The organism is Nocardia sp. NBC_00508 (assembly GCF_036346875.1).
In the GTDB taxonomy this organism is placed as follows: Bacteria; Actinomycetota; Actinomycetes; order Mycobacteriales; family Mycobacteriaceae; genus Nocardia.
In genome coordinates this window covers 1,267,595-1,286,987 of the sequence record NZ_CP107852.1, presented here as the reverse complement: position 1 = coordinate 1,286,987, position 19,393 = coordinate 1,267,595, and the positions used below count along the sequence as shown (strand labels likewise).

Below are 19,393 nucleotides of genomic sequence, written 5' to 3'. Positions count from 1 at the left end.
CGACCGGTGCGCCGCCGATAGCGCCCGGTCGGAACCGGATCATCGAGCGCGGGCGGCATCCGGATCCATTCCGTCCGGCTAGTGATTCAGGCCGCCCGCGCCGCGCGCAAGCCCCATGCCTCGGCGAGCAGCCGGTGCGATTCGAGCCGGTCGGCGTGCCGGTGGGTGATGCTGGTGACCAGCAGTTCGTCCGCGCCGCTGACCCGTTGCAGGGCGGCGAGCCGTTTCACCACGGTGCTCGGCGAGCCGACGAACTGGGTGGCCAGGCGATCGTCGACCAGGCGTCGCTGTTCCGCGGTGAGCGGTGCGGTGGCCGCCGGGTCGAGGTAGTCGGCCGCGCCGGCGCCGCTGCGGATGCTGTAGACCCAGTGGCCGTAGCTGGCGGCCGAGCGCTGTGCGGTCGCGTCGTCGTTGGCCACGACCACGTCCGCGGAGATCACCGCGTACGGCTCGGCCAGGATCGCGGAGGGGCGGAACGCCGCGCGGTAGGACTCGATCGCGTCCAGCGCGGTGCCTGGCGAGACGTGATACGCCGCGGCGAAGGGAAGACCCAGTCGCCCGGCGACTTCCGCGCTCTCGCCTGCGGTGCTGCCGAACAGCCACAGCTGCACCTGTGCGCCCTCGCCGGGAACCGCGTGCAGCGCAACGCCTTCGGGGCTGACGAAGGTGCCCTCTAGTAGCGCCCGCACTTCGTCGACCTGCTCGGCGAACTCCAGTGGCTGCGCGCCGCGTTGCTGCAGCGCGCTCAACGAGGCGACGAACCTCGACCGGTCCACGATGCGTCCCGGCTCGAACGGCGGTGGAACCACCACGCCGTCGCGGACCTGAGTGCGGCCGGTGACGGAATCGTCCACGGGTTTGCCGCCCTTCGGCCGCGCGGCTTCCGCACCGAATTGACGGCGCCGATGTCCCGAACGGCCGAGCCCGAGGTCGAGCCGACCCGGATGCAGCGCGTCGATCGTGCCGAACGCCTCCACGATCGAGGCCGAGGTGTGGTGGCCGACCTGCACGGCGGCCGAACCCACCCGGATGCGCGTCGTCGCCGCCGCGACCAACCCGATGAGGGTGATCGACGACGAGCTCGCCACCGAGACGAAGTGGTGTTCGGCCAGCCAGTACCGGTGATAGCCCCACTGTTCGGCGTGCTGGGCGAGATCGATGGTGTTGCGCAATGCCTGCTGCGGGGTGGAGCCCGCGCTGACCGGGGAGAGGTCAAGGATCGATAGCGGAACAGTCATGCCGTGTCTCCTTTCCGGTGTGAGCCGGGCCCTACGTGGTTACGGCTTCGCTGCCGCGTCCGGGCCTGACCGCTGACTGCGCCTCGCCGGCGCTCGGCTCGGTCATGCTCGGGGCGCGCTGTGCTGATGGTTCGCTCGCCGCGTTCGTTCACGCCGACCGCCCTTGCCGCGGATCCTGTTCGCCCGCCTCGATGGCCACGCGCAACCGGTTCTGCGCGGGCGCCACCGGGCAGGTCGCGAAATCGGTGAAGGCGCACGGCAGATTGGCCGCGCGGTTGAAGTCCAGCACCACCGTGCCGTCCGCGTCGGGCGCGCTGACGCCGAGCGAGCGCGCCGCGGGGTAGGTCGTGACACCGCTGGTCGCGTCGGTGAACAGCACCCGCAGGTTGTCCGGGTCACCGAACGCGACGACGCGTTCGGTCACCTCGCCGATGCGGAATTCGATGGTGCCGGAAGCGCTGTGGTGATGCTCGAGGCCGTCGACAACGGCGCCCGTGGTCACCGGTCGCGGTTCGTCGAATGGTGTGAACCGGCCGTGCACGATCCAGCGCGGGTCCGGCGTGTAGGCCGGGATACCGTCGAAGCTCAGCAGGCCGGGCGCGGCCGGATCGTGCACCCGGACGGCGTAGCGGCCGGTGCGCCGAATCACCTCGAGCACCCGATTTTCCTGCCGCACCTGCAGTCCCGGCGCGCCCTCGGCGGGCGTGATGATCTGCACCCCCGCGATGCCGAGGCCGTCGTACTCCAGCCGGTCGGCGGGCTGCGCGGTGATGAACACCTTGTCGTCGGTAACCCACCAGGTGCCCGGCACGTCCGGCAGCCGTTCGGGGCGGTCGGTGAGCCAGTGCAGCGCGGTCAGGCTGAGGAAGCCGAGCGGGTCGCGCAACTGGTCCTCGCGCGCGTGGCGCCAGCGCGCCCATTCGGTCTCGAAAACACTGGTGATGCTGGTGGTCATGAGGCTTTGGCTCCTTCGCGGGCGGTGCTGCGGTGGTGTGGATGGCGCAGGCCGAGGTGGTCGCGCAGGGTGGTTCCGGTGTACTCGGTGCGGAAGCTGCCGCGTTCCTGGAGTTCCGGGACGACCCGATCGACGAATTCGTCCAGCCCGTGCGGGGTCAGGTGCGGGACGAGGATGAATCCGTCGGCGGCGTCGGACTGGACGTAGGTGTCGATCTGCTCCGCGATCAAGGCGGGCGTGCCGACGAACTGCTGACGTGCGGTGACCTCGATGATCAGCTCCCGGATGCTGAGCCGCTCGGCCTCCGCTCTGGCCCGCCAGGCTTCGGCGACGGCACGCGGGTCCTTGGCGTGGCGCACCCGGCCGCGGGTGATGTCCGGGTTGTCGGCAGGCTCGACATCGGGCAGCGGGCCGTCCGGGTCGTAGCCGGAAAGGTCACGGCCCCAGACCTGTTCGAGGAACGCGATCGCGGTCTGCGGGCCGACCTGCTGCAGGCGGATGTGCCTGGCGCGTTCTTGTGCTTCGGCTTCGGTTTCGCCGAGGACGAAGGTGGCGGCAGGGAAGATCTTCAGCTCGTCGGGGGAGCGGCCGTACTTGGCCAGGCGGCCCTTCACGTCGGTGTAGAAGCGCTGGCCGTCCTCCAGGGTGCCATGGCCGGTGAAGATCGCGTCGGCGGTGGCCGCCCCGAATTCGCGGCCGTCGTCGGAGTCGCCCGCCTGCAGCAGCACCGGGTGGCCCTGCGGGCTCGGTGGCAGCACGAATCGGGCCGCGATGTCGAACTGCGCTCCGCGATGACGGGTTTCGGGGACCTCGCGGGCGAAGATGCCCGCCTGCCGGTCGACGACCAGCGAGTCGGCGGCCCAGCTGTCCCACAGCGCCCTGGTCACCTCGACGGTCTCGGCGGCGCGGCGGTAGCGCTGGCCGTGCTCGAGATAGCCGCCGCGGCGGAAGTTCTCGCCGGTGAACGCGTCGGAGGAGGTGACGACGTTCCAGGCGGCGCGCCCGCCGGAGAGGTGGTCGAGTGAGGCGAACTGTTCGGCCAGCTCGAACGGTTCGTTGTAGGTGCTGTTGATGGTCCCCGCCAGCCCCAGCTTGCCGGTCACTCCCGCCAGCGCGTTCAGCACGGTGAAGGTGTCCGGCCTGCCCACGACGTCCAGATCGTGGATGCGGCCGAGATGTTCGCGCAGCCGCAGTCCTTCGGCGAGGAAGAAGAAGTCGAACAGTCCCCGTTCGGCCGTCCGCGCCAGATGCGCGAACGAGGCGAAATCGATCTGGCTGCCCGACGCGGGGTCGCTCCACACGGTGGTGTTGTTCACGCCGGGGAAATGGGCGGCGAGATGGACGGGCTTGTGCGGCTTGTCGGTCACGAGGGCGTGCCTTCCGTGCTGGTGGCGTAGCGGCTCGCGGGGCGCGGCAGGCCGAGGCGAGTCCGTAAAGTGCCGGGGGACAGGGATTTCCGTTCGAGGAATGACAATCGACGCAGTGCGGCGGGGATCGCGAGGGGGCGCAGCACCACGCCGTCGGCGGCCTCGGCGGTAGCCACGGCTTCTAGCGCCGCGCGCAACGTTCCCGCCGTGCCGATATGCCGCAACAGGCTCGGCGCCGACGCCACGAGTGAGTCGGCCCAGCTGTCCAGCGTGCGCAGTTCGTCGGCCGCCGCGTCCACCGAATCGGCCAGGTGGATGTCGAGATCCAGCAGGACGTGCACGGCATCGGGGTCGCGCCCCGTGGCTGCCAGCGCCGCACGCAACTCCGTGCGCCGCGCCCGTGCCGCATCGAGATCGCCCGCGCTGATCCGGATCAGGTCGGCGCGGCGAGCCGCGACGTCGGCGTCTTCCACACCGTCGGCGCGCACCGCGACGATCGACTGGCCCTGCGGCGAGCGCGGCGTGATCGAGGGCCCTTTCACCGCGAAGTTGTCCCCGGCGAAGTCGATGTAGTGCAGCTTGTCCCGGTCGACGAAGCGGCCCGTCGGCAGGTCGCGGATCTCCGCGTCGTCCTCCCAGCTGTCCCACAGGCGGGTCACCACTTCGATCGCCTCGTCGGCCTCGTGCCACAGTGCGGCCGCGTCCTGCGCCCGCTTGCGCCCGAACGCTCGTGCCTGTTCGGCTCCCTCCGAGACCGTGACCTCCCAGCCCGCCCGTCCGAGCGTGGCGAAATCGAGGCTCTGGATGGCCTTCGCCAGGTGGAAGGGTTCGGTGTGGGTGACCGGGGCTTGCGGCACCAGGCCGATCCCGTGCGTGGCCGCGGCGACGCGGGCGGCGATCGACACCGCGTCGAGCCGTCCGCGGGTGGCGCCGGGGCCGCTGGGCTGCACGCCGAACGAGTCGGGCAGGAAGACCGCGTCGAGACCGGCGTTTTCGGCCGCGACGATCGCGTCGACCCAGTACCGCCCGGTGAACAGGTCCTCGGCGCGCGAATCGTCGCGCCGCCAGGACGCGGGATGCGCGCCGGTCCCCGCGAGTTCGACGGCCAGGAAGAAATCAGGACGCGTCATCAGGCCGTGCCCTCCGTATCGATCTGCCTGCGCAGCGCCGGGTGCGCGCCCGCACCCGCCACGTCCGGCGCCAGGAACAGCGCCTGCTGCCACAGTGGGGGGCGCGGCCCGCGTGCCGATCGTCCGACGCGGCGATCCCGTTCGGCACGGACCGGCGCGATGGGGTGCATCCGCTCGGTGCTGTCGGACATTTCGGCGATGCGCGGCGCGCGCAGGTGGGTGCGCCACCACCGTGCTGGGCCGGTGTCCACCTCGACGGGGTCGACCGGAACATTCGGCCCAGGGGACGGCTCGGTATCGGAGACGGCCGGTTTCCGATGGGAGAAGGCGGAATACACCATCAGGGCGATCCTTTTCGGTGGGTGCCACCACGTGCTCGGCTCGTGGCCGGTGGTGGGCTCCGGTATGCGGATACGGTTGGTCGTAGCGGGCGTGGGCAGTTCGGGTCGGCTGCGGCATGGCGCCCGGTGCTGCTGCCGGTTCAGTACCCGGCGGTGGCGGTACGTCGGATGCGGCATCAGGAAGCGCCTTTCGCGGCGGGAGACGGTATGGCCGACAGCAGCTCGCGCGTGTATTCGTGTTGTGGGCTGTCGAAAATGTCTGCGGTAGAGCCGCTTTCGACGATACGGCCGTGTCGCAGCACCGCGACGTGGTCGCTGATGCGGCGGACCACCGCCAGATCGTGCGAGATGAACAGGTAGCTCAGCGACAGCTCGGCCTGCAGGCGATCCAGCAGCTCGAGGATCTGCGCCTGCACCGAGGCGTCCAGCGCGGAGACCGGCTCGTCCAGCACCAGCAGGTCGGGATGCAGGGCCAGAGCCCGGGCGATGGCGACACGCTGGCGTTGTCCGCCGGACAGTTCGCCGGGACGGCGCCGCTCGAACCCCGCAGGCAAGGTGACCTGTTCGAGTAACTCGGCCACTCGTTCGCGCCGCGCCGCGCGATCACCGATGCCGAACGCGCGCAAGGGTTCCTCGATGATCGCGCCCACCCGCCAGCGCGGGTCCAGAGAGGCGTACGGGTTCTGGTACACCACCTGGAAGCGCTGGCGCAGCGCACGCAATCGCCCGCCGCGCACCCTCGACAATTCCTGTCCATCGAAGGTGACCTCGCCGCGATCGGGTTCGATGAGGCGCAACGCGATCCGGGCGGTGGTGGATTTACCCGAGCCGGATTCGCCGACCAGCGACAGGGTCTCGCCACGGCCGAGCTGGAAACCGACTCCCGCCAACGCGGTCACCGGCTGGCCGCGATGCGCCCGGAAGGTCTTGTGCACCTCGCGCAGGACCAGCAGCGGCTTGCCGTCCCGGGGTTTGGGGGCGCGGTAAGCGCCGGGCGGAGCGAGGCTCGGCGAGGCCGCGAGCAGCCGTTTGGTGTCCGGGTGGCGCGGTGCGGCGAGCAGATCGGCGGTCGGGCCGCTCTCCATCACCTCGCCGCCGCTGAGCACGACGAGCCGGTCCGCGCGCTCGGCGGCCACGGCCAGATCGTGGGTGATCAGCAGTACCGCCGTGCCGCGCGCGGCGATCTGCTCCGCGAGCCGGTCCAGCACCCGGCGGGCGACGGTGGCGTCCAGCGCGCTGGTCGGCTCGTCGGCGATGACCAGGTCGGGTGCGCAGGCCAGCGCGGCCGCGATCAGCACCCGCTGGCGCTGCCCGCCGGACAGCTCGTGCGGGTATTGCAGCGCCCGCAGGCCCGGCCGGTCCAGCCCGGCGTCGGCCAGCAGCTCGATCGCTCGCGCCCGCGCCGCTTTGCGGGTGGCCAGCCGGTGCACCAGCAGGGCTTCGGACACCTGATCGCCGATGCGCCGCACCGGGTTCAGCGACAAACCCGGGTCCTGCGGGACGAAGCCGATCCGGGCTCCACGCAGCCGCCGCAGCGCGCGTTCGGACTCGGTGTCGACGACCGAGCCGTCGAAAGCGACTGTTCCGCCCGTGATCTCGGCGTTGGCCCCGAGCAGCCCGATCACGGCTTGGGCGAGCGTCGACTTGCCGGAGCCGGACTCGCCGACCAGCGCCACCACCTCGCCCCGGGCCACAGTGAGGGAGACACCGGCCAGCGCCGCCACGGGTCCTGTGTCGGACCGATAACGGACCCGCAGGTCGTCGACGCGGAGCAGCGGAGGTGCCTCCCGGACGTGGTCTTCCGCCGGAGAAGTAGTGGCGCTCATGCTGTGTCCTCCTCCGCCTTCGCGGGCGCTACGTGGTCGAACAGGCTGCCGCCGCCAGGCCTGACGCTCATGCCGGCGCCGCACCGGGATTCGGCTCCGGCATGACCAGGCAGGCGGCTGTGTCGATGGTCCGCACACTCATGCCGCCACCTCGCTGGCGTTCGGCGCCGTCACGAGCGAGTGCTCGGCTATGTGTTGTCCGCGCGCTCATTGGGGCACCATCCCTTCTGCAGCCCGAACAGTTAGGGTTGTTGTCTCTCGGTTCCGGTGGGTGCATGGCCTTCGTCGCGTGCCATTTGATGGCCAGCATGAGTTCTGCCAGCCCCACCGGGCCGAGGGCCGCGGACCGGCGTCAGGGACATGCCCCGCAGAGGGCCGATCAATGAGCTTCCGGCGGCGGCCCTCGCTTCCGAGGAGGCAGTTCATCGACCTCGAGGGAGCACACCTGTGGCGTTCGCCGGCTGGGACTGGGGCAGCACCACTCACGACGTGACCGTGATCGACGATGCCGGTGGCAAGATCGAACGCTTCCCGGTGCCGCATACTGAAGACGGCATCGCTCGCGCGTTGGCACGGCTGGCCTGCTACGGCGGGCCCGGTGAGTTGCCGGTGGCAATCGAGACCACCCGCGGGCTGGTCGTGGACCGGCTGCTGACCGCCGGGCATCCGGTGATTCCGGTGCACCCCAACGCTTTTCATGCCGCTCGCCCCCGTTGGGGCGCCGCCCGCGCCAAGAACGATCCCGGCGATGGGTTCAAGCTGGCCGACTACGCCCGCACCGACGGCCACCGGCTGCCGGTACTGGCCCCGACCCTGCCGCAAACGCTCGAACTGCAGGCATTGACCCGTCAGCGCGGCGACCACCTGGGCATGCGCATCGCCGCGGTCAATCAACTCGCCGCGCTGCTGGACACGCACTGGCCCGGAGGCAGGACGATCTTCGCCAGCCTGCACTCGCCGATCGCGCTGGCGTTCCTGGACCGCTACCCGAGCCCGCAGGCCGCTGCTGGGCTCACCGCGGCCCGCCTCGAGGCGTTCTGCCGCCGCCACCACTACAGCGGCCGCCGTCCCGGCACCGAGCTGCTCGCCCGGCTGCGCGAGGCACCCACATCGGCCAGCAGGCTCGGCGAGCCGGTCATCGCGCAGCTGGTCCGCGCCCAGACCGGGCTCGTCCGCTCGATCCAAACCAGCATCGACGCACTCGACGCCGTGATCGCCGACGCTCTCGCCGCACACCCCTACGCCAGATTGCTGGCCGATCTGCCCCGCGTCGGCACACTGAACCTGGCCCAGATCATCGGCGAGGTCGGCCCAATCCTGGAGCGCGCCAACAGCTTCGATCAACTCGCCGCCGAAACCGGCATCGCCCCGGTCACCCGCTCCTCCGGCAAAATCCACACCGTCGCCTTCCGCCACGCCACCAACCAGCGAGCCAGACAAGCCTTGGTGACCTGGATCGACAACAGCCGCCGCGCCAGCGACTGGGCAGACCAGCGCTACACCGCCGCCCGCGCCCGCGGCCAACGACACCCCCACGCCATCCGCACCCTCGGCCGCGCCTGGCTGCGCATCATCTGGGCTTGCTGGCGCACCAAAACCTGCTACGACCCCACCAAAAAACAACCGACTCAACAACCGATCGCCGCATAGGGGTTGACTCAGGGAACTCATGCGTGTACCCCTTTCGCGATGGCGCGTCCGAGGCGCTGAGCGGCGAGGACGACGGCGATGATGACGAAGCCGGGCAGGGTGGTCATCCACCAGGCGGTCGCGAGATAGTTGCGGCCCTCGGAGATCAGCGTGCCCCACTCCGGAGTGGGCGGTTTCGCGCCGTAGCCGAGGAAGCTCAGCGCCGACACCGACAGCACCGCCATGCCGAACTCGACCGCGGCCAGTGCCAGCACCGGCTGGTATGCGTTGGGCAACACGTGCCCGGCCAGCACCGCGTACCAGCGGACGCCCGCGGCGTGGGCGGCCTCTACATAGACCGCCTGACGCACCCGCAGAACCTCCGATCGCATCACGCGCGCGAAGTTGGCCACCAGCGAAATGCCTACCGCGACGGCCACATTGCGGGTGCCGAAGCCGAGCGCGGTCACCAGCGCCAGCGATAGCAGCAGCGAAGGGATCGACAGCAGCACGTCGACCAAACGCATGACGATCGCGTCGACCACGCCGCCGATCGCGCCCGACAGTAGGCCGAGGATGGTCCCGGCGACGAGCGCGATGCCCACCGCGGCGAGGGTGGCCGTCAGTGACAGCCCGGCGCCGTGCACCATCCGGGTGTAGAGATCGCGCCCGAGATTGTCGGTGCCGAACCAGTGCTCGGCATTCGGGGCCTGGAACTTCTGCGCGGGCACTCCGGTCAGCGGGTCACCGCTGGCGAAGACCGACGGCGCCAGCGCCCACCCCACGGTGAGCAGCGCGACGGCGCTCGCCACCAGCAGTCCGGCATTGTCGCGCAACGACCTCCAGCTCGGGGCCGGTCGCCGCAGCGCAGGTAGGACCGCGCTGCGGCGTTCCTCGGTCACGTCAACCACGAGTCACCTCCTCTGCACGCGGCACCACTGGTACAGACAATGGGTCGACTGCCGCGACACCGCTGATCGGAGCCGTTTCCGCACCGAACGCATCGCCGCACTCGACGGCGTCAACGCCATGGAAACCACGCCCGTCCTCGAGACCGTCAGCATCAGGCACGGATGATCGCCTCCTCGGCCGCGTCGGCAGTGGTGTGCTCGGACTCGTCCGCGCCGCCGCGCGACCGCGCCGCGATTCGCGGGTCGAGCAGCGGGTAGATCAGGTCCACCGCGAGGTTCACGCTGACGAACACCGCCGAGGTGAGCAGCACGACGCCCTGCACCACCGGGATGTCCTGGGCCAGCACGGCGGTCTGGGTCAGCCGCCCGACGCCTTGGCGGGCGAACACCGTCTCGACCACCACCGATCCGGCCAGCATGTTGCCGACCAGGACGCCCGCGATGGTGAACGCGGGCACGCTGGCCGGGCGCAGCACATGGGTCAGCTGTACCCACCAGCGCGATCCGCCCTTGGCCAGCGCCACGTCGACGAACGGCTGGCGCCAGGTGGTTTCGAGCCCGGCGGTGAGCACTTGCGCGATCACCGCGCCGATCGGCAGGGCCAGGGTGAGCGCGGGCAGCACGGTGCCCGCGAAGCCGTGCCCGCCGAACGCGGGTGCCAGCCGCCAATGGAACGAGAACAGTTGCAGTAGCAGCAGTCCGGTCCAGAAGGTCGGTACCGAGACCCCCAGTGACGGCAGTGCGGCCAGAGCGCCGCGCAGCCACGGACGGCGAATGTAGGTCGCCGCGAACGCGAGCGAAACACCACCGAGAACCGCGAGAAGCAACGCCGTGCCGGTCAGTTGGAGGGTGGCGGGCAGCGCGTCGCCGATCGCGTCGGTGACGGGCTGCCCGGTGACGATGGAGTGCCCGAGATCACCACGGACGGCGTGCCCGAGCGCGGTCCAATACTGTTCCCACAGCGGCCGATCCAGCCCGTAGCGCGCCTGCAGCTCGGCGATGGCGGCTTTGTCCACCGGCGTGCCCGCGCCCGCGCCGTCGGCCGCGATCGAGACCGGGTCGGCGGGCAGCAGGTACAGCACCACGAACGACAGCGTGAACGCCGCCCACAGCACCCAGAGCGCCTGCAGCGCCCGCAGGGCCAGATAACGCGCCATGGCTACCGTCCGCTCAGCCAGGCGTCGAAGAACTGTAGCCGCGCCGAGGCTTCGAACTTCAGATCCCGGGTATTCGCACTCGCCCCGATCGCCTGGGACAGCTCGACGGTGGGGATCCACAACCCCGCGTCGAGGATCTGCTGTTGCGCGGTGCCGATCAACGCGTTGCGCGCCGCGGTGTCCGCGGTGCTCAGCTGCCCGGTCAGCGCGTCGTCCAGCGCGGGAATCGGCTCGCGACCGTTGAGATTGCGGCCGTCGAGGCCGAACGAGGTGCGCAGGATGTCGCCGTCGGCGCGAGTGGTGTTGTAGTAGCTGGTGTCGAAGTTCTTGGCGTTCTGCCGGGCCGTGGTCTCCGCGACCGACACCAGGTCCAGGGTCAGCTCGACCCCGGCCTGCCGCAGCTGCTGCTGCACCAGCTCGATGATCGCCTGGTTGCCCGCGAACACCTGACTGAAGATCACCGAGAACGACAGCCGCTCACCGTTCTTCGCGCGGATACCGTCCGGCCCGGGCACCCAGCCCGCCAGGTCGAGAATGCCGCGCGCCTTGGCGGGATCGTAGGCCAAGCGCGCCGAGAGATCCGTGTAGCCGGGCGTGCTGCTGGCCAGTGCGCTGGTCGCGGGCTTGAACTGGGGGCCGAGCACGGTGTCCACCAGCTGCTCGCGGTCGATGGCGGGCAGCAGCGCCTGGCGCACCGCAGGGTCGCGCAGCGGTCCGCGGGTGACGTTGGTCTGGAACCCGAACGGCACACCGGGATTGGCGGTGCTGAGCACCCGCCCGCCTGTCGCTTCGATCTGCGGCGCGTCCTGGGGCAGCGCGTCGCTGATCGCGTCCAGCTGCCCGGAGGCCAGACTGCCGGTGCGCACCCCGGATTCGGGCACCACGGTGAACTCGATCTTGTCGAGGTAGGCCTCCCCGCGATGCGCGAACACCGCCGAACCCCACTGGTAGCCGGTGCGCTTGGCCAGCGTCACGGCCGCGTCCTGGCGGTAGGCCGCGTAGGTGAACGGCCCGCTGCCGACGTTGTCGCCGAGGCAGCGCTGCTCGGCGGGCTCGGCCGTGGTCACGTCGGCCAGGATGCCGAGCTGCGTGGTCGAGGACGCTTGCAGGAACTGCGCGTTGGGCTTGCTGAACTCCACCCGCGCGGTGAGCCGGTCGACGGCGGTGGTGCCGACGTAATTGGTGAGATAGCTGCTGGCGAGCGGCGCCTTGCCGGAGCCCAGCCTGATGATCGAGTCGAACGTGTTGCGCACCGAGTCGGCGGTGAGCGGCGTTCCGTCGCTGAAGGTGACGCCGTCGGCGAGATGGAAGGTGAACACCTTCGCGTCCGGGGTCACCTCCCAGCGCTGCGCCAGCCACGGCTCCAGCTCGCCGGTGGCCGGGTCCTGGTCGGTCAGCGAATCGACGATCTGCCGGGCCACGTAGAGCGTCTGGTTGGTACCGGCCTGCGCCGGGTCCGAGCAGGTCGGCGCCTGGGACAGGCCATAGCGCATGGTGCCGCCGGGCTGAGGCGGGCCCGCGTCACCACCGGGCGCGGCCGAATCACTGCGGCAGGCGGCCATCGTGGTGGCCGCGGCCAGCGCGCCGGCCAGCGCTAGGATTCGGTGACGGGATCGGATCACTGGGCAACTCCAGATACTTCGGTACGGGCGAACTCCTCGCCCGGGTCGGGATCGGCGTCGGCGACGGCGGTCGCCAACGGTCGGCTGGGAATGCGGCGGCGCAGTTCCGGCGCCACCTCGGCCTGGAACAGCTCGAGGCCTTCCAGGTACTGCGGTTCGGGGCGTCCGTCGCGCTCGGCGGACAGGTGGATCACCTCGTGGCCGAGCTGCTCGTGCTGGCGGCCGACCTTGTCGATCACCTGCTCGGGGCTGCCGATCAACGCCGAACTGCGCGCCACGAAGTCGTTGAGGTTCTCGAACACGACGGGCAGCCCGAGCTTGCGCGCCAACGCCAGGCGCGCCTCGAAGATCGGTGCGTAAGCCGCCCGCGCCTCTTGCGAGGTGCGTGCCACCTGGAAGCCTGCGGTGCCCGCTCCGACCAGCGCGTCGGCCGGGTCATTGCCGTAGAACGCCCAGCGCTCCCGGTAGTGGCCCACCAGCTCGGCGTAGGGCTCGATCGGATTGGTGACGTTCGCCGAGAACAGCGGATCACCGTGGCGCGCGGCCAGTTCCACCGAGTCGCGGCTGGTCGCGCTCCCGTGCCAGATCCGGATCGTCGGCTGCAGCGGCCGCGGCAACGCCGCGGCATCCCGCAGCGGCGGACGGAACCGGCCGGACCAGGTGACGCTGTCGCTGGCCCACAGTGCGCGAAAGAGCTCGTAGCCTTCGCGATTGCGATCCCACTGGTCCGCGGTGGTGACGTGGAACAGCTGCGCCTGCGCGGCGCCGTTGCCCTTGCCGATGATCAGCTCCAGCCGCCCGCCGGACAGGTTGTCCAGCGTCGAGTAGTCCTCGAAGGCGCGCACCGGGTCGAGCAGGCTCAGCGTGGTCGCCGCGGTGAACAGCGTGATCCGCGAGGTCACCGCGGCAAGGTGCGCGAGGATCACCGGTGGCGCGGCGGACAGGAACGGGTCCTCGTGGCGTTCGCCGACGGCGAACCCGTCGTAGCCGAGTTCCTCGGCCAGCCGCGCCTGGCCGACGACATCGCGCAGGCGCTCGCGGGTGCCGGGCAGGCGGCCGGTCCGCGGGTCCGGCACCCGGGTGACGAGGGTGAACAGCAGGAACTTCATGCGGTCGCTCCCGAACTGGCGGCGGGCAGGTGTGGCATCGGCTCAGCGCTTCTTCGGCAGGCCGGGCGGATTGATCCGCGCTTCGGTAACCGCCTCGCTCCGCAGCGCCCACCGGTCGATCACCTGCTGGTAGGCGCCGTGCTCGATGGCGTGGGCCAGCGCGTGCTGCACGGCGGTGATCAGCCCGTTGTCTTTCTTGGTGAGCACAGCGATCTCGCCTTGCAGCGCGTCGCCCGCACCGGAGAAAGTGCCCACGATCTTGGTCTGCTTCGCGGTGGCCGCGTGGTAGATCGCGGTCGGGTTGGGGCCGAGATAGCCGTCCAGCCGCTGCGAGGCCAGCGCCAGGTAGTAGTCGGTGGTCTGCTGGAAGTAGGCGATGTCGATCGGCGCCAGGCCCTCGGCCCGATTCTGCTCGTTCCACTTGACCAGCAGCTGCTCCTGGTTGGTGCCGGTGCCTACGCCGATCCGCTTGCCCGCCAGGCTGGTGCGGTCCTTGAATTCGAGCTTGCTCTGGATCGGCACCTCCAACGCGACATTGTCCTTGCGGTAGGTCGCGAAGTCGTACTTCTCCTTGCGCTCCTCGGTGACGGTCACGTTGGAGATGAACGCGTCCACCTCGCCGGAATCCACCCGCACGAAGTTCTGCGACCAATCCGCCACCTGCGCGTCGAGTTTCAGCCCGAGGATGTCCGCGATCAGCGAGGCGAAGTCGACTTCGGAGCCGACCACGGTCTTGTCGTCGGTGGCGTAGAACCGCAGCGGCGGCGCGGCGCCGGACGCGCCGGTCACGATCAGGGTGCCGCGGTCGCGGATCGCCCGCGGCACCTCCGCGGCGATGGCGTCGACCTTCGCGGCCCGGACGCGACCGGACTGGGCGGGGGAGAGGTCGAAGGTGATCGAACCCGCGGGCTGCGCGGCGGAGTCCGCCTCGGGTTCGGTGCAGCCGGTGGCCAGCAGCACGACTCCCGTCGCGGCGGCGGCGACCAGGGCGGAAAGCTTCATCGGATACCTGTTCATCAGCGGACTCGGGATAGGAAAGCGCGGGTGCGCGGGTGTTCGGGGCGGTCGAGGACGACCGAGGGCGGGCCCTGCTCGACGATGACGCCGTCATCGAGGAACACCACGGTGTCGGCGACCTCGCGAGCGAAACCGATTTCGTGGGTGACGATCACGAGGGCGGTGCCGCCGTGCGCGAGGTCGCGGATCACGTCCAGCACCTCGCCGACCAATTCCGGGTCCAGCGCGGAGGTCGGCTCGTCGAACAGGATCACGCGGGGTCGCAGCGCCAACGCGCGGGCGATCGCCACGCGCTGCTGCTGCCCGCCGGACAGTCTGCGCGGATACGCCGCCGCCAGGTGTCCGATGCCGACCCGTTCGAGCAGGTCCTTCGCTTCGCGCTCGACCTCGCCGCGGTCGCGTCGCTGCGCGGAAAGCGGTGCGAGCGTGACATTGTCGAGCACCGTCAGGTGCGGGAACAGGTTGAACTGCTGGAAGACGAAGCCGATCCGGGACCGCTGCTTGCGCACCTCCCGGTCCGGAAGCGCGTGCAACCGGTGACGGCGAAGGCGATACCCGATCAGCTCGCCGTCGATGTGCACCGTGCCCGCGTCCAGCGATTCCAGGTGGTTCACCACGCGCAGCAGGGTCGACTTGCCGGAACCGGACGGACCGATCACCGCGACCACCTCGCCGGAGCGAATGGTCAGATCGATGCCGCGCAGAACCTGATGCGCCCCATAGGCTTTCCGAACGCCGCGGACCTCGACGGCGGGCGTGGCGGTCATCGCGTCGCTCCGCGCGGTGCGGCGGAACCGATCTCGGCGACTTCCCGCAGTTTCTGCCACGTGCGCTGGAGCGGTGACGGTGGCGGGGTGCGGTGCGCGCCTTTGGCGTAGTGGCGCTCGATGTAGTACTGCGCCACCGACAACACGGTGGTGAGCACGATGTACCAGACCGTCGCGACCATCAGCAGCGGCACCACCCGTCCGTTGCGCCCGTAGATCACCTGGACCTGGTAGAACAGCTCGGCGATCGCCATCACCGACACGATCGAGGTCCCCTTGAAGAGGCTGATCACCTCGTTGGTCGCATTCGGCAGGATCGAGCGCATCGCCTGCGGGACCACCACGGTGCGGAACTGCCGCAGCCGCGGAATCCCCAGCGCGGCGGCCGCTTCCAGCTGGCCCGCGTCGACCGAGATGAACCCCGCGCGGATGATCTCGGCCGAATACGCCGCCTGGTGCAGGGCCAGGCCGATCACCGCGGCGGTGAAACCGCTGATCACCCCGTTTACCTCGAAGGTGAACAACGCCGGGCCGAACGGGATGCCGACCGAGAGCGTCTGGTACAGGTAGGCGATGTTGAACCAGAACAGCAACTGCACGATCAGTGGGATGGAGCGGAACGCCCAGATGTAGACCCACGAGATCACCCGCAACACCGGATTGTTCGACAGCCGGGCGACCGCGAGCGCGGTGCCGAGCAGGAATCCCAGCGCGGTGCCCCACAGAGTCAGTTCCAAGGTCACCCGCAAGGCCGACAGCACCGATTTCGCCGTGATGTACTGCGCGAACGTCGGCCAGTCCCAGCCGGGATTGGTGGCGAGCCCGTGCACGAACTGGGCGAGCAGGATCAGCGCGACGGCGCTGACCACCCACCGCCAGGGGTGGCGGGCCTTGGCCACGGTGGGTGTTCCACCCCCTCGCGCGGATGCGCTGCCGGGCGCGGTGGTTCCGGGGGCGGGGGAACTCCATGACGGGTCCTCGATGATCACTTCGGTTCCTCCATCGGTCCCGGCGGAAGCACCCGCACCCGGTGACCGGGGGGTTGCTGCGACGTCGACGAGCCAGGTCTCTCGGTCGCTCTGGATGGTTGGTGCCGACCCCCCGTCAACCGATGTAAGGGTCGAGCCGAATCATGATGCCCAGCAAGCGGATCGCGGAACAAGAGAAGTAATCACCGTGAGCGTAGACCTTGTCGCGCCCGGATTCATCGGATCTTTGTAGTTGCCAGGCGTGCGCTACCGCGTCGACAGCGGTGCGGACCTCGTCGCCTCATCACGCGCGGGGCGCGTGCGCCGAATAGCGGCGGCGCGATGCAGCATACGGCCTTGCCTGTGGTGGCGGACCAGCGCGTCGGCTCGATTCGGGCAAACTGGACTGCTGCGAAATTGCTGTCCGCAATCCCGGCTGTTGAGTGCGTTTGCCGGAGTACTGTGCCCCTCGATCGTTCCGCCGATGAGGAGGTTTCGTGATCATGTTGCGTCGTCTGAGCTTGTTGTCCGCTGTCGCGACCAGTTCGGTCGCCCTCGCACTCGCGGGGCCGGGTGCCGCGCTCGCGGCCCCGGACACCCCGGCTCCGGCATTCCCCGATCGCACCACGCAGACCGTCGCCCCCGGTGATCTGTTGGGTGTCTACCACTCAGCGCTCAACGCGCTGCGCACGCTCGGCATCGAGCCGTTCCTGTATCCAGCCGCGGCGGCGTTGTGCGTCGACAACACCACCCTCGGCATGGCGCCCGCGGTGGCGGGCTCCATTCCGGGCCCGTGGCCGAAGAACACCGTGCAGATTCCCGGCCTGGACCTCAGCGCCGTCAAATCGGGGCAGGCCATGTTCACCTTCGTGCCCTACGGGCTCGGGCCGGACGGCCCGAACACCGCGGGCATGCACGTCGCCTGGGTCAACCTGAGCACCGGACGCAGCGGCACGGCCGGGATGGGGCCGCTGTCGGAGGTCGCCCGCGGGATGATCCCCGCCGCCGTTCCGCCGGAACTGCGGCCCGCCGCCGAGCAGGCGATCCAGGACTTCCTCTTCGCGTCGCTTCCGATGGGCGGCGTGCGCGCGGTCCCGGTGGACACCGGCCGTGGCACCGTGCTCGCCGCGGTGTTCGGCACGGTCCAGAACGGTGCCAGGTCCTGCCACTTCCTGCCGACAGTCGGGATCGCCACCGTGCCGTGAGTGTCCAGCCGCAGGGCCATCGCCCCTGACCGTCCGAGGGCGCAGGGGCACGATGCCCACCCACGTTATTCCAGAAGGCGACCTTTCCAGCGCACCGTGCCCCGGCGGCGGGCACGGTGCGAACGCGCCCACAGCAGCAGGTACGCGCCCACCGACAGCGGATGTGCGAGGGCGGCGAGAACATCCGGGTACCGGAGCGGGCCACCGGTCTCGGTCGAGCGGGCCAGCAGTCGGCCGACGACGGAGGCGAGATAGCCGGCCAGGCCGGTCCGCCGGATCGGACCTCTGCCGAGCACGGCGGCGGTCGGCGGCAGCCAATAGGCAAGGGCGGCAAGCATTCCCACCGCGGCTCCGCCCGTCACCGTTCCGTCATAGGCCGACCAGAGCCAGCGGGTGTAGCCGGCGTCGAGTTCGCCTGCGCCGCGGTACATCCTGGTTCGCGCCAGCGGCCCCGCCGCCACCAAAGCCGTGCCATGACCGGCTCGGCGCAGCGTGCGCGCGATCTCGAGGTCCTCGGTGACGCTCCCGGCCACCGCGGCGTGGCCACCCACCGCGCGGTACCCGGCGTTGTCGAACACGAGGAATTGGCCGCAGGCCACCGCCGTGGACGGGCGCAGGCTCCGGTCGGCGGCGGCGATCGGCAGCGTCGAGGCCCACGACCAGCACAGCAGGGGCTGCACCACCTCCTCCACGGCCGATCCGGCCACCTGGTGCGGCCACGGCGAGACCAGCGCGACTTCGCTCCTGCGCAGGGCGCCCACCGCCGCCGCGAGAGCCGTGGGGGCCACGCGCACATCGGCGTCCAGGAAGATCAACACCGGCGTCGCCACATCCTCGGCCAGCCGGGCGCAGGCCGCCGCCTTGCCGGTCCAGCCGGGGGCCGGGTCGGACTCGGTGCGCAGCAGGGTGAATCGGGAATCGCCATCGATCGCCGCGCGCGCGGCGGCGGAGGTGTCGTCGGTGGAACCATCGTCGAGGATGCGCACCGCCATGCGCGGAATTCCCACCTGGGCACGCAGATCGGCGATCAGATCGGGTAGCCGGTCGGCCTCGTCGCGCGCCGGGACGCAGACGGTGACCGGTTCGATCACCGTCGTCGGTGTATTTCCCAGCCGCGGCACGGTGATCCGGTTGTATAGCGCGATACCCGCGCCGAGCACTGCCAGCGTCGTGGCACAGGTGGGCAGGATCGAGCTCGCGCGCAACGTTTTCGGCCTATCGGCACTCACCATGGGCGCCACGGTATCCCGGCGCACCGACGGTCCGCTCAGCGATTCTGGGTTGCCGAGCGCCACCAGCGGCTCAGCGAGAACCCGGCTTCCGGCGCGCCGGGCGGGGCGGGGTTGCGGTCCAGGTAGGCCAGTGCGGCGATGACGGCGGCCACCGCGAGGGTAATGCCGCCGACGATGCCGGCCCAGCCTGCGAACGAGCGGGTGTTCGGGTCGGCATAGCTGACCTCGGCGCGCAGCGTGGAGACGTCGCCGGGCGGCAGCTTCCAGGAGACGATGTTGTCGCCCTCGCGGCTGCCGTTGGTCTTCGCGACGCGGGCCGGGAACGCGATGGTGAACTGCACGTCGGAGCCGTGCGGTGGAACGGATTTCAGGTCGACCCGGCCGGTCAGGCTGACCAGGTCGCCGGTGCGCTGGAAGTGCAGCTGGAACATTCCCTGGGTCTGCTCGGACAGCTGCCCCAGCTGCTGCACCTCGCCGAACGACAGATCCTCGAAGAACACCTGGCTGCCCGCGTATCCGTCCTGGGCATACGGCTCCACGCGAACCTTCGCCGCGAGCGACTCGGGCGCCTTCAGCTGCGGACCCTTGTCGTCGGGGCCTGCGGGCACCACGGCGGCGACGATCCGCCCGGACACCCGGTCGTTGGACGACAAGCCCATCGACACCTGGACCCGCAGGCAGCTCGCGAGCACCGGGACCAGCAACGCCGCCAGCAGGACGGCCGCCGCTGCGCGCACGCCGCGGCCTGGGCCGCTGCGCTGCGGGCGATCCTGGGCATCGGACATCGTGGTGACGGGACTCGGCTGCACGGGTGACATCGTGCCAGCACATCCGTCCGGAATGAAACGCGCCACTCGCGACGCGCGTCGGCCGATCAGCGGCCCCGAGACGGCCGTGTGCCGCCGCGCCCGGCACCCGG

Annotated in this window: 17 protein-coding genes and 1 riboswitch; of the genes, 2 read left to right on the top strand and 15 right to left on the bottom strand. The window is 70.4% G+C overall.

Translation table 11 applies throughout. The features are described from left to right. Positions 1–86: 86 nt before the first annotated feature. From OHA40_RS05660 to OHA40_RS05635, 6 genes are all read right to left on the bottom strand, one after another. Positions 87–1,238 carry an LLM class flavin-dependent oxidoreductase gene (locus OHA40_RS05660; RefSeq protein WP_330232005.1) on the bottom strand — a complete coding sequence of 384 codons (1,152 nt, stop codon included), beginning with the start codon at positions 1,236–1,238 and terminating at the stop codon, positions 87–89. 148 nt (positions 1,239–1,386) lie between these two features. Continuing rightward, positions 1,387–2,193 (bottom strand): DUF1684 domain-containing protein, encoded by an 807-nt coding sequence (locus OHA40_RS05655; RefSeq protein WP_330232004.1) that lies wholly within the window; start codon positions 2,191–2,193, stop codon positions 1,387–1,389. After that, on the bottom strand, positions 2,190–3,560 hold the full coding sequence (locus tag OHA40_RS05650; RefSeq protein WP_330232003.1) for an NtaA/DmoA family FMN-dependent monooxygenase: 1,371 nt from the start codon (positions 3,558–3,560) through the stop codon (positions 2,190–2,192). The genes OHA40_RS05655 and OHA40_RS05650 overlap by 4 nt, the downstream gene beginning before the upstream one ends. Beyond that, positions 3,557–4,690, bottom strand: a complete 1,134-nt coding sequence (locus tag OHA40_RS05645; protein WP_330232002.1) for an LLM class flavin-dependent oxidoreductase — start codon at positions 4,688–4,690, stop codon at positions 3,557–3,559. The genes OHA40_RS05650 and OHA40_RS05645 overlap by 4 nt, the downstream gene beginning before the upstream one ends. Beyond that, a complete protein-coding gene (locus OHA40_RS05640) occupies positions 4,690–5,031 on the bottom strand; it encodes a hypothetical protein (RefSeq protein ID WP_330232001.1) in 342 nt (113 codons plus the stop codon). The genes OHA40_RS05645 and OHA40_RS05640 overlap by 1 nt, the downstream gene beginning before the upstream one ends. Positions 5,032–5,207: 176 nt before the next feature. Further along, entirely contained in the window at positions 5,208–6,857 is a 1,650-nt protein-coding gene (locus OHA40_RS05635; RefSeq protein WP_330232000.1) for an ABC transporter ATP-binding protein, read from the bottom strand. Between the two features lie 447 nt (positions 6,858–7,304). Here OHA40_RS05635 and OHA40_RS05630 point away from each other — a divergent pair, with 447 nt between their 5' ends. Then, positions 7,305–8,507 carry an IS110 family transposase gene (locus OHA40_RS05630; protein ID WP_330228174.1) on the top strand — a complete coding sequence of 401 codons (1,203 nt, stop codon included), beginning with the start codon at positions 7,305–7,307 and terminating at the stop codon, positions 8,505–8,507. A 17-nt stretch (positions 8,508–8,524) separates the two neighbouring features. Here OHA40_RS05630 and OHA40_RS05625 read toward each other — a convergent pair whose 3' ends face one another. The 7 genes from OHA40_RS05625 to OHA40_RS05595 all read right to left on the bottom strand — a co-directional run bounded on the left by OHA40_RS05625 (position 8,525) and on the right by OHA40_RS05595 (position 15,968). Next, on the bottom strand, positions 8,525–9,352 hold the full coding sequence (locus OHA40_RS05625) for an ABC transporter permease (protein ID WP_330234062.1): 828 nt from the start codon (positions 9,350–9,352) through the stop codon (positions 8,525–8,527). A gap of 197 nt (positions 9,353–9,549) precedes the next feature. Next, on the bottom strand, positions 9,550–10,554 hold the full coding sequence (locus OHA40_RS05620; protein ID WP_330231999.1) for an ABC transporter permease: 1,005 nt from the start codon (positions 10,552–10,554) through the stop codon (positions 9,550–9,552). Positions 10,555–10,556: 2 nt separating this feature from the next. Next, entirely contained in the window at positions 10,557–12,116 is a 1,560-nt protein-coding gene (locus tag OHA40_RS05615) for an ABC transporter substrate-binding protein (RefSeq protein WP_330234061.1), read from the bottom strand. A gap of 56 nt (positions 12,117–12,172) precedes the next feature. Then, complete coding sequence (locus OHA40_RS05610; protein ID WP_330231998.1) at positions 12,173–13,285, bottom strand: LLM class flavin-dependent oxidoreductase; 1,113 nt, start codon at positions 13,283–13,285, stop codon at positions 12,173–12,175. 42 nt (positions 13,286–13,327) lie between these two features. Continuing rightward, on the bottom strand, positions 13,328–14,287 hold the full coding sequence (locus tag OHA40_RS05605; protein WP_442943932.1) for an ABC transporter substrate-binding protein: 960 nt from the start codon (positions 14,285–14,287) through the stop codon (positions 13,328–13,330). Between the two features lie 14 nt (positions 14,288–14,301). Beyond that, positions 14,302–15,069 carry an amino acid ABC transporter ATP-binding protein gene (locus tag OHA40_RS05600; RefSeq protein ID WP_330231996.1) on the bottom strand — a complete coding sequence of 256 codons (768 nt, stop codon included), beginning with the start codon at positions 15,067–15,069 and terminating at the stop codon, positions 14,302–14,304. Beyond that, positions 15,066–15,968, bottom strand: a complete 903-nt coding sequence (locus tag OHA40_RS05595; RefSeq protein ID WP_330234060.1) for an amino acid ABC transporter permease — start codon at positions 15,966–15,968, stop codon at positions 15,066–15,068. Before OHA40_RS05595 ends, OHA40_RS05600 begins: the two co-directional genes overlap by 4 nt. 97 nt (positions 15,969–16,065) lie before the next feature. Then, a riboswitch (SAM riboswitch) is annotated at positions 16,066–16,159 on the bottom strand. A gap of 381 nt (positions 16,160–16,540) precedes the next feature. Between OHA40_RS05595 and OHA40_RS05590 the strand changes: the two genes are divergently transcribed. Continuing rightward, a complete protein-coding gene (locus OHA40_RS05590) occupies positions 16,541–17,242 on the top strand; it encodes a hypothetical protein (RefSeq protein ID WP_330234059.1) in 702 nt (233 codons plus the stop codon). Positions 17,243–17,307: 65 nt separating this feature from the next. Here OHA40_RS05590 and OHA40_RS05585 read toward each other — a convergent pair whose 3' ends face one another. After that, positions 17,308–18,474 carry a glycosyltransferase gene (locus tag OHA40_RS05585; RefSeq protein ID WP_330231995.1) on the bottom strand — a complete coding sequence of 389 codons (1,167 nt, stop codon included), beginning with the start codon at positions 18,472–18,474 and terminating at the stop codon, positions 17,308–17,310. A 35-nt stretch (positions 18,475–18,509) separates the two neighbouring features. Next, a complete protein-coding gene (locus OHA40_RS05580) occupies positions 18,510–19,259 on the bottom strand; it encodes an LppM family (lipo)protein (RefSeq protein WP_442944027.1) in 750 nt (249 codons plus the stop codon). Positions 19,260–19,393 lie beyond the last annotated feature (134 nt).

Bases quoted from the DNA above. Each gene is read 5' to 3' on its own strand.
- OHA40_RS05590 (WP_330234059.1), top strand. From the start codon at position 16,541: ATGTTGCGTCGTCTGAGCTTGTTGTCCGCTGTCGCGACCAGTTCGGTC.
- OHA40_RS05640 (WP_330232001.1), bottom strand. From the start codon at position 5,031: ATGGTGTATTCCGCCTTCTCCCATCGGAAACCGGCCGTCTCCGATACC.
- OHA40_RS05580 (WP_442944027.1), bottom strand. From the start codon at position 19,259: ATGTCCGATGCCCAGGATCGCCCGCAGCGCAGCGGCCCAGGCCGCGGC.
- OHA40_RS05660 (WP_330232005.1), bottom strand. From the start codon at position 1,238: ATGACTGTTCCGCTATCGATCCTTGACCTCTCCCCGGTCAGCGCGGGC.
- OHA40_RS05600 (WP_330231996.1), bottom strand. From the start codon at position 15,069: ATGACCGCCACGCCCGCCGTCGAGGTCCGCGGCGTTCGGAAAGCCTAT.
- OHA40_RS05585 (WP_330231995.1), bottom strand. From the start codon at position 18,474: ATGGTGAGTGCCGATAGGCCGAAAACGTTGCGCGCGAGCTCGATCCTG.
- OHA40_RS05610 (WP_330231998.1), bottom strand. From the start codon at position 13,285: ATGAAGTTCCTGCTGTTCACCCTCGTCACCCGGGTGCCGGACCCGCGG.
- OHA40_RS05655 (WP_330232004.1), bottom strand. From the start codon at position 2,193: ATGACCACCAGCATCACCAGTGTTTTCGAGACCGAATGGGCGCGCTGG.
- OHA40_RS05620 (WP_330231999.1), bottom strand. From the start codon at position 10,554: ATGGCGCGTTATCTGGCCCTGCGGGCGCTGCAGGCGCTCTGGGTGCTG.
- OHA40_RS05645 (WP_330232002.1), bottom strand. From the start codon at position 4,690: ATGACGCGTCCTGATTTCTTCCTGGCCGTCGAACTCGCGGGGACCGGC.
- OHA40_RS05615 (WP_330234061.1), bottom strand. From the start codon at position 12,116: ATGGCCGCCTGCCGCAGTGATTCGGCCGCGCCCGGTGGTGACGCGGGC.
- OHA40_RS05635 (WP_330232000.1), bottom strand. From the start codon at position 6,857: ATGAGCGCCACTACTTCTCCGGCGGAAGACCACGTCCGGGAGGCACCT.
- OHA40_RS05605 (WP_442943932.1), bottom strand. From the start codon at position 14,287: ATGAAGCTTTCCGCCCTGGTCGCCGCCGCCGCGACGGGAGTCGTGCTG.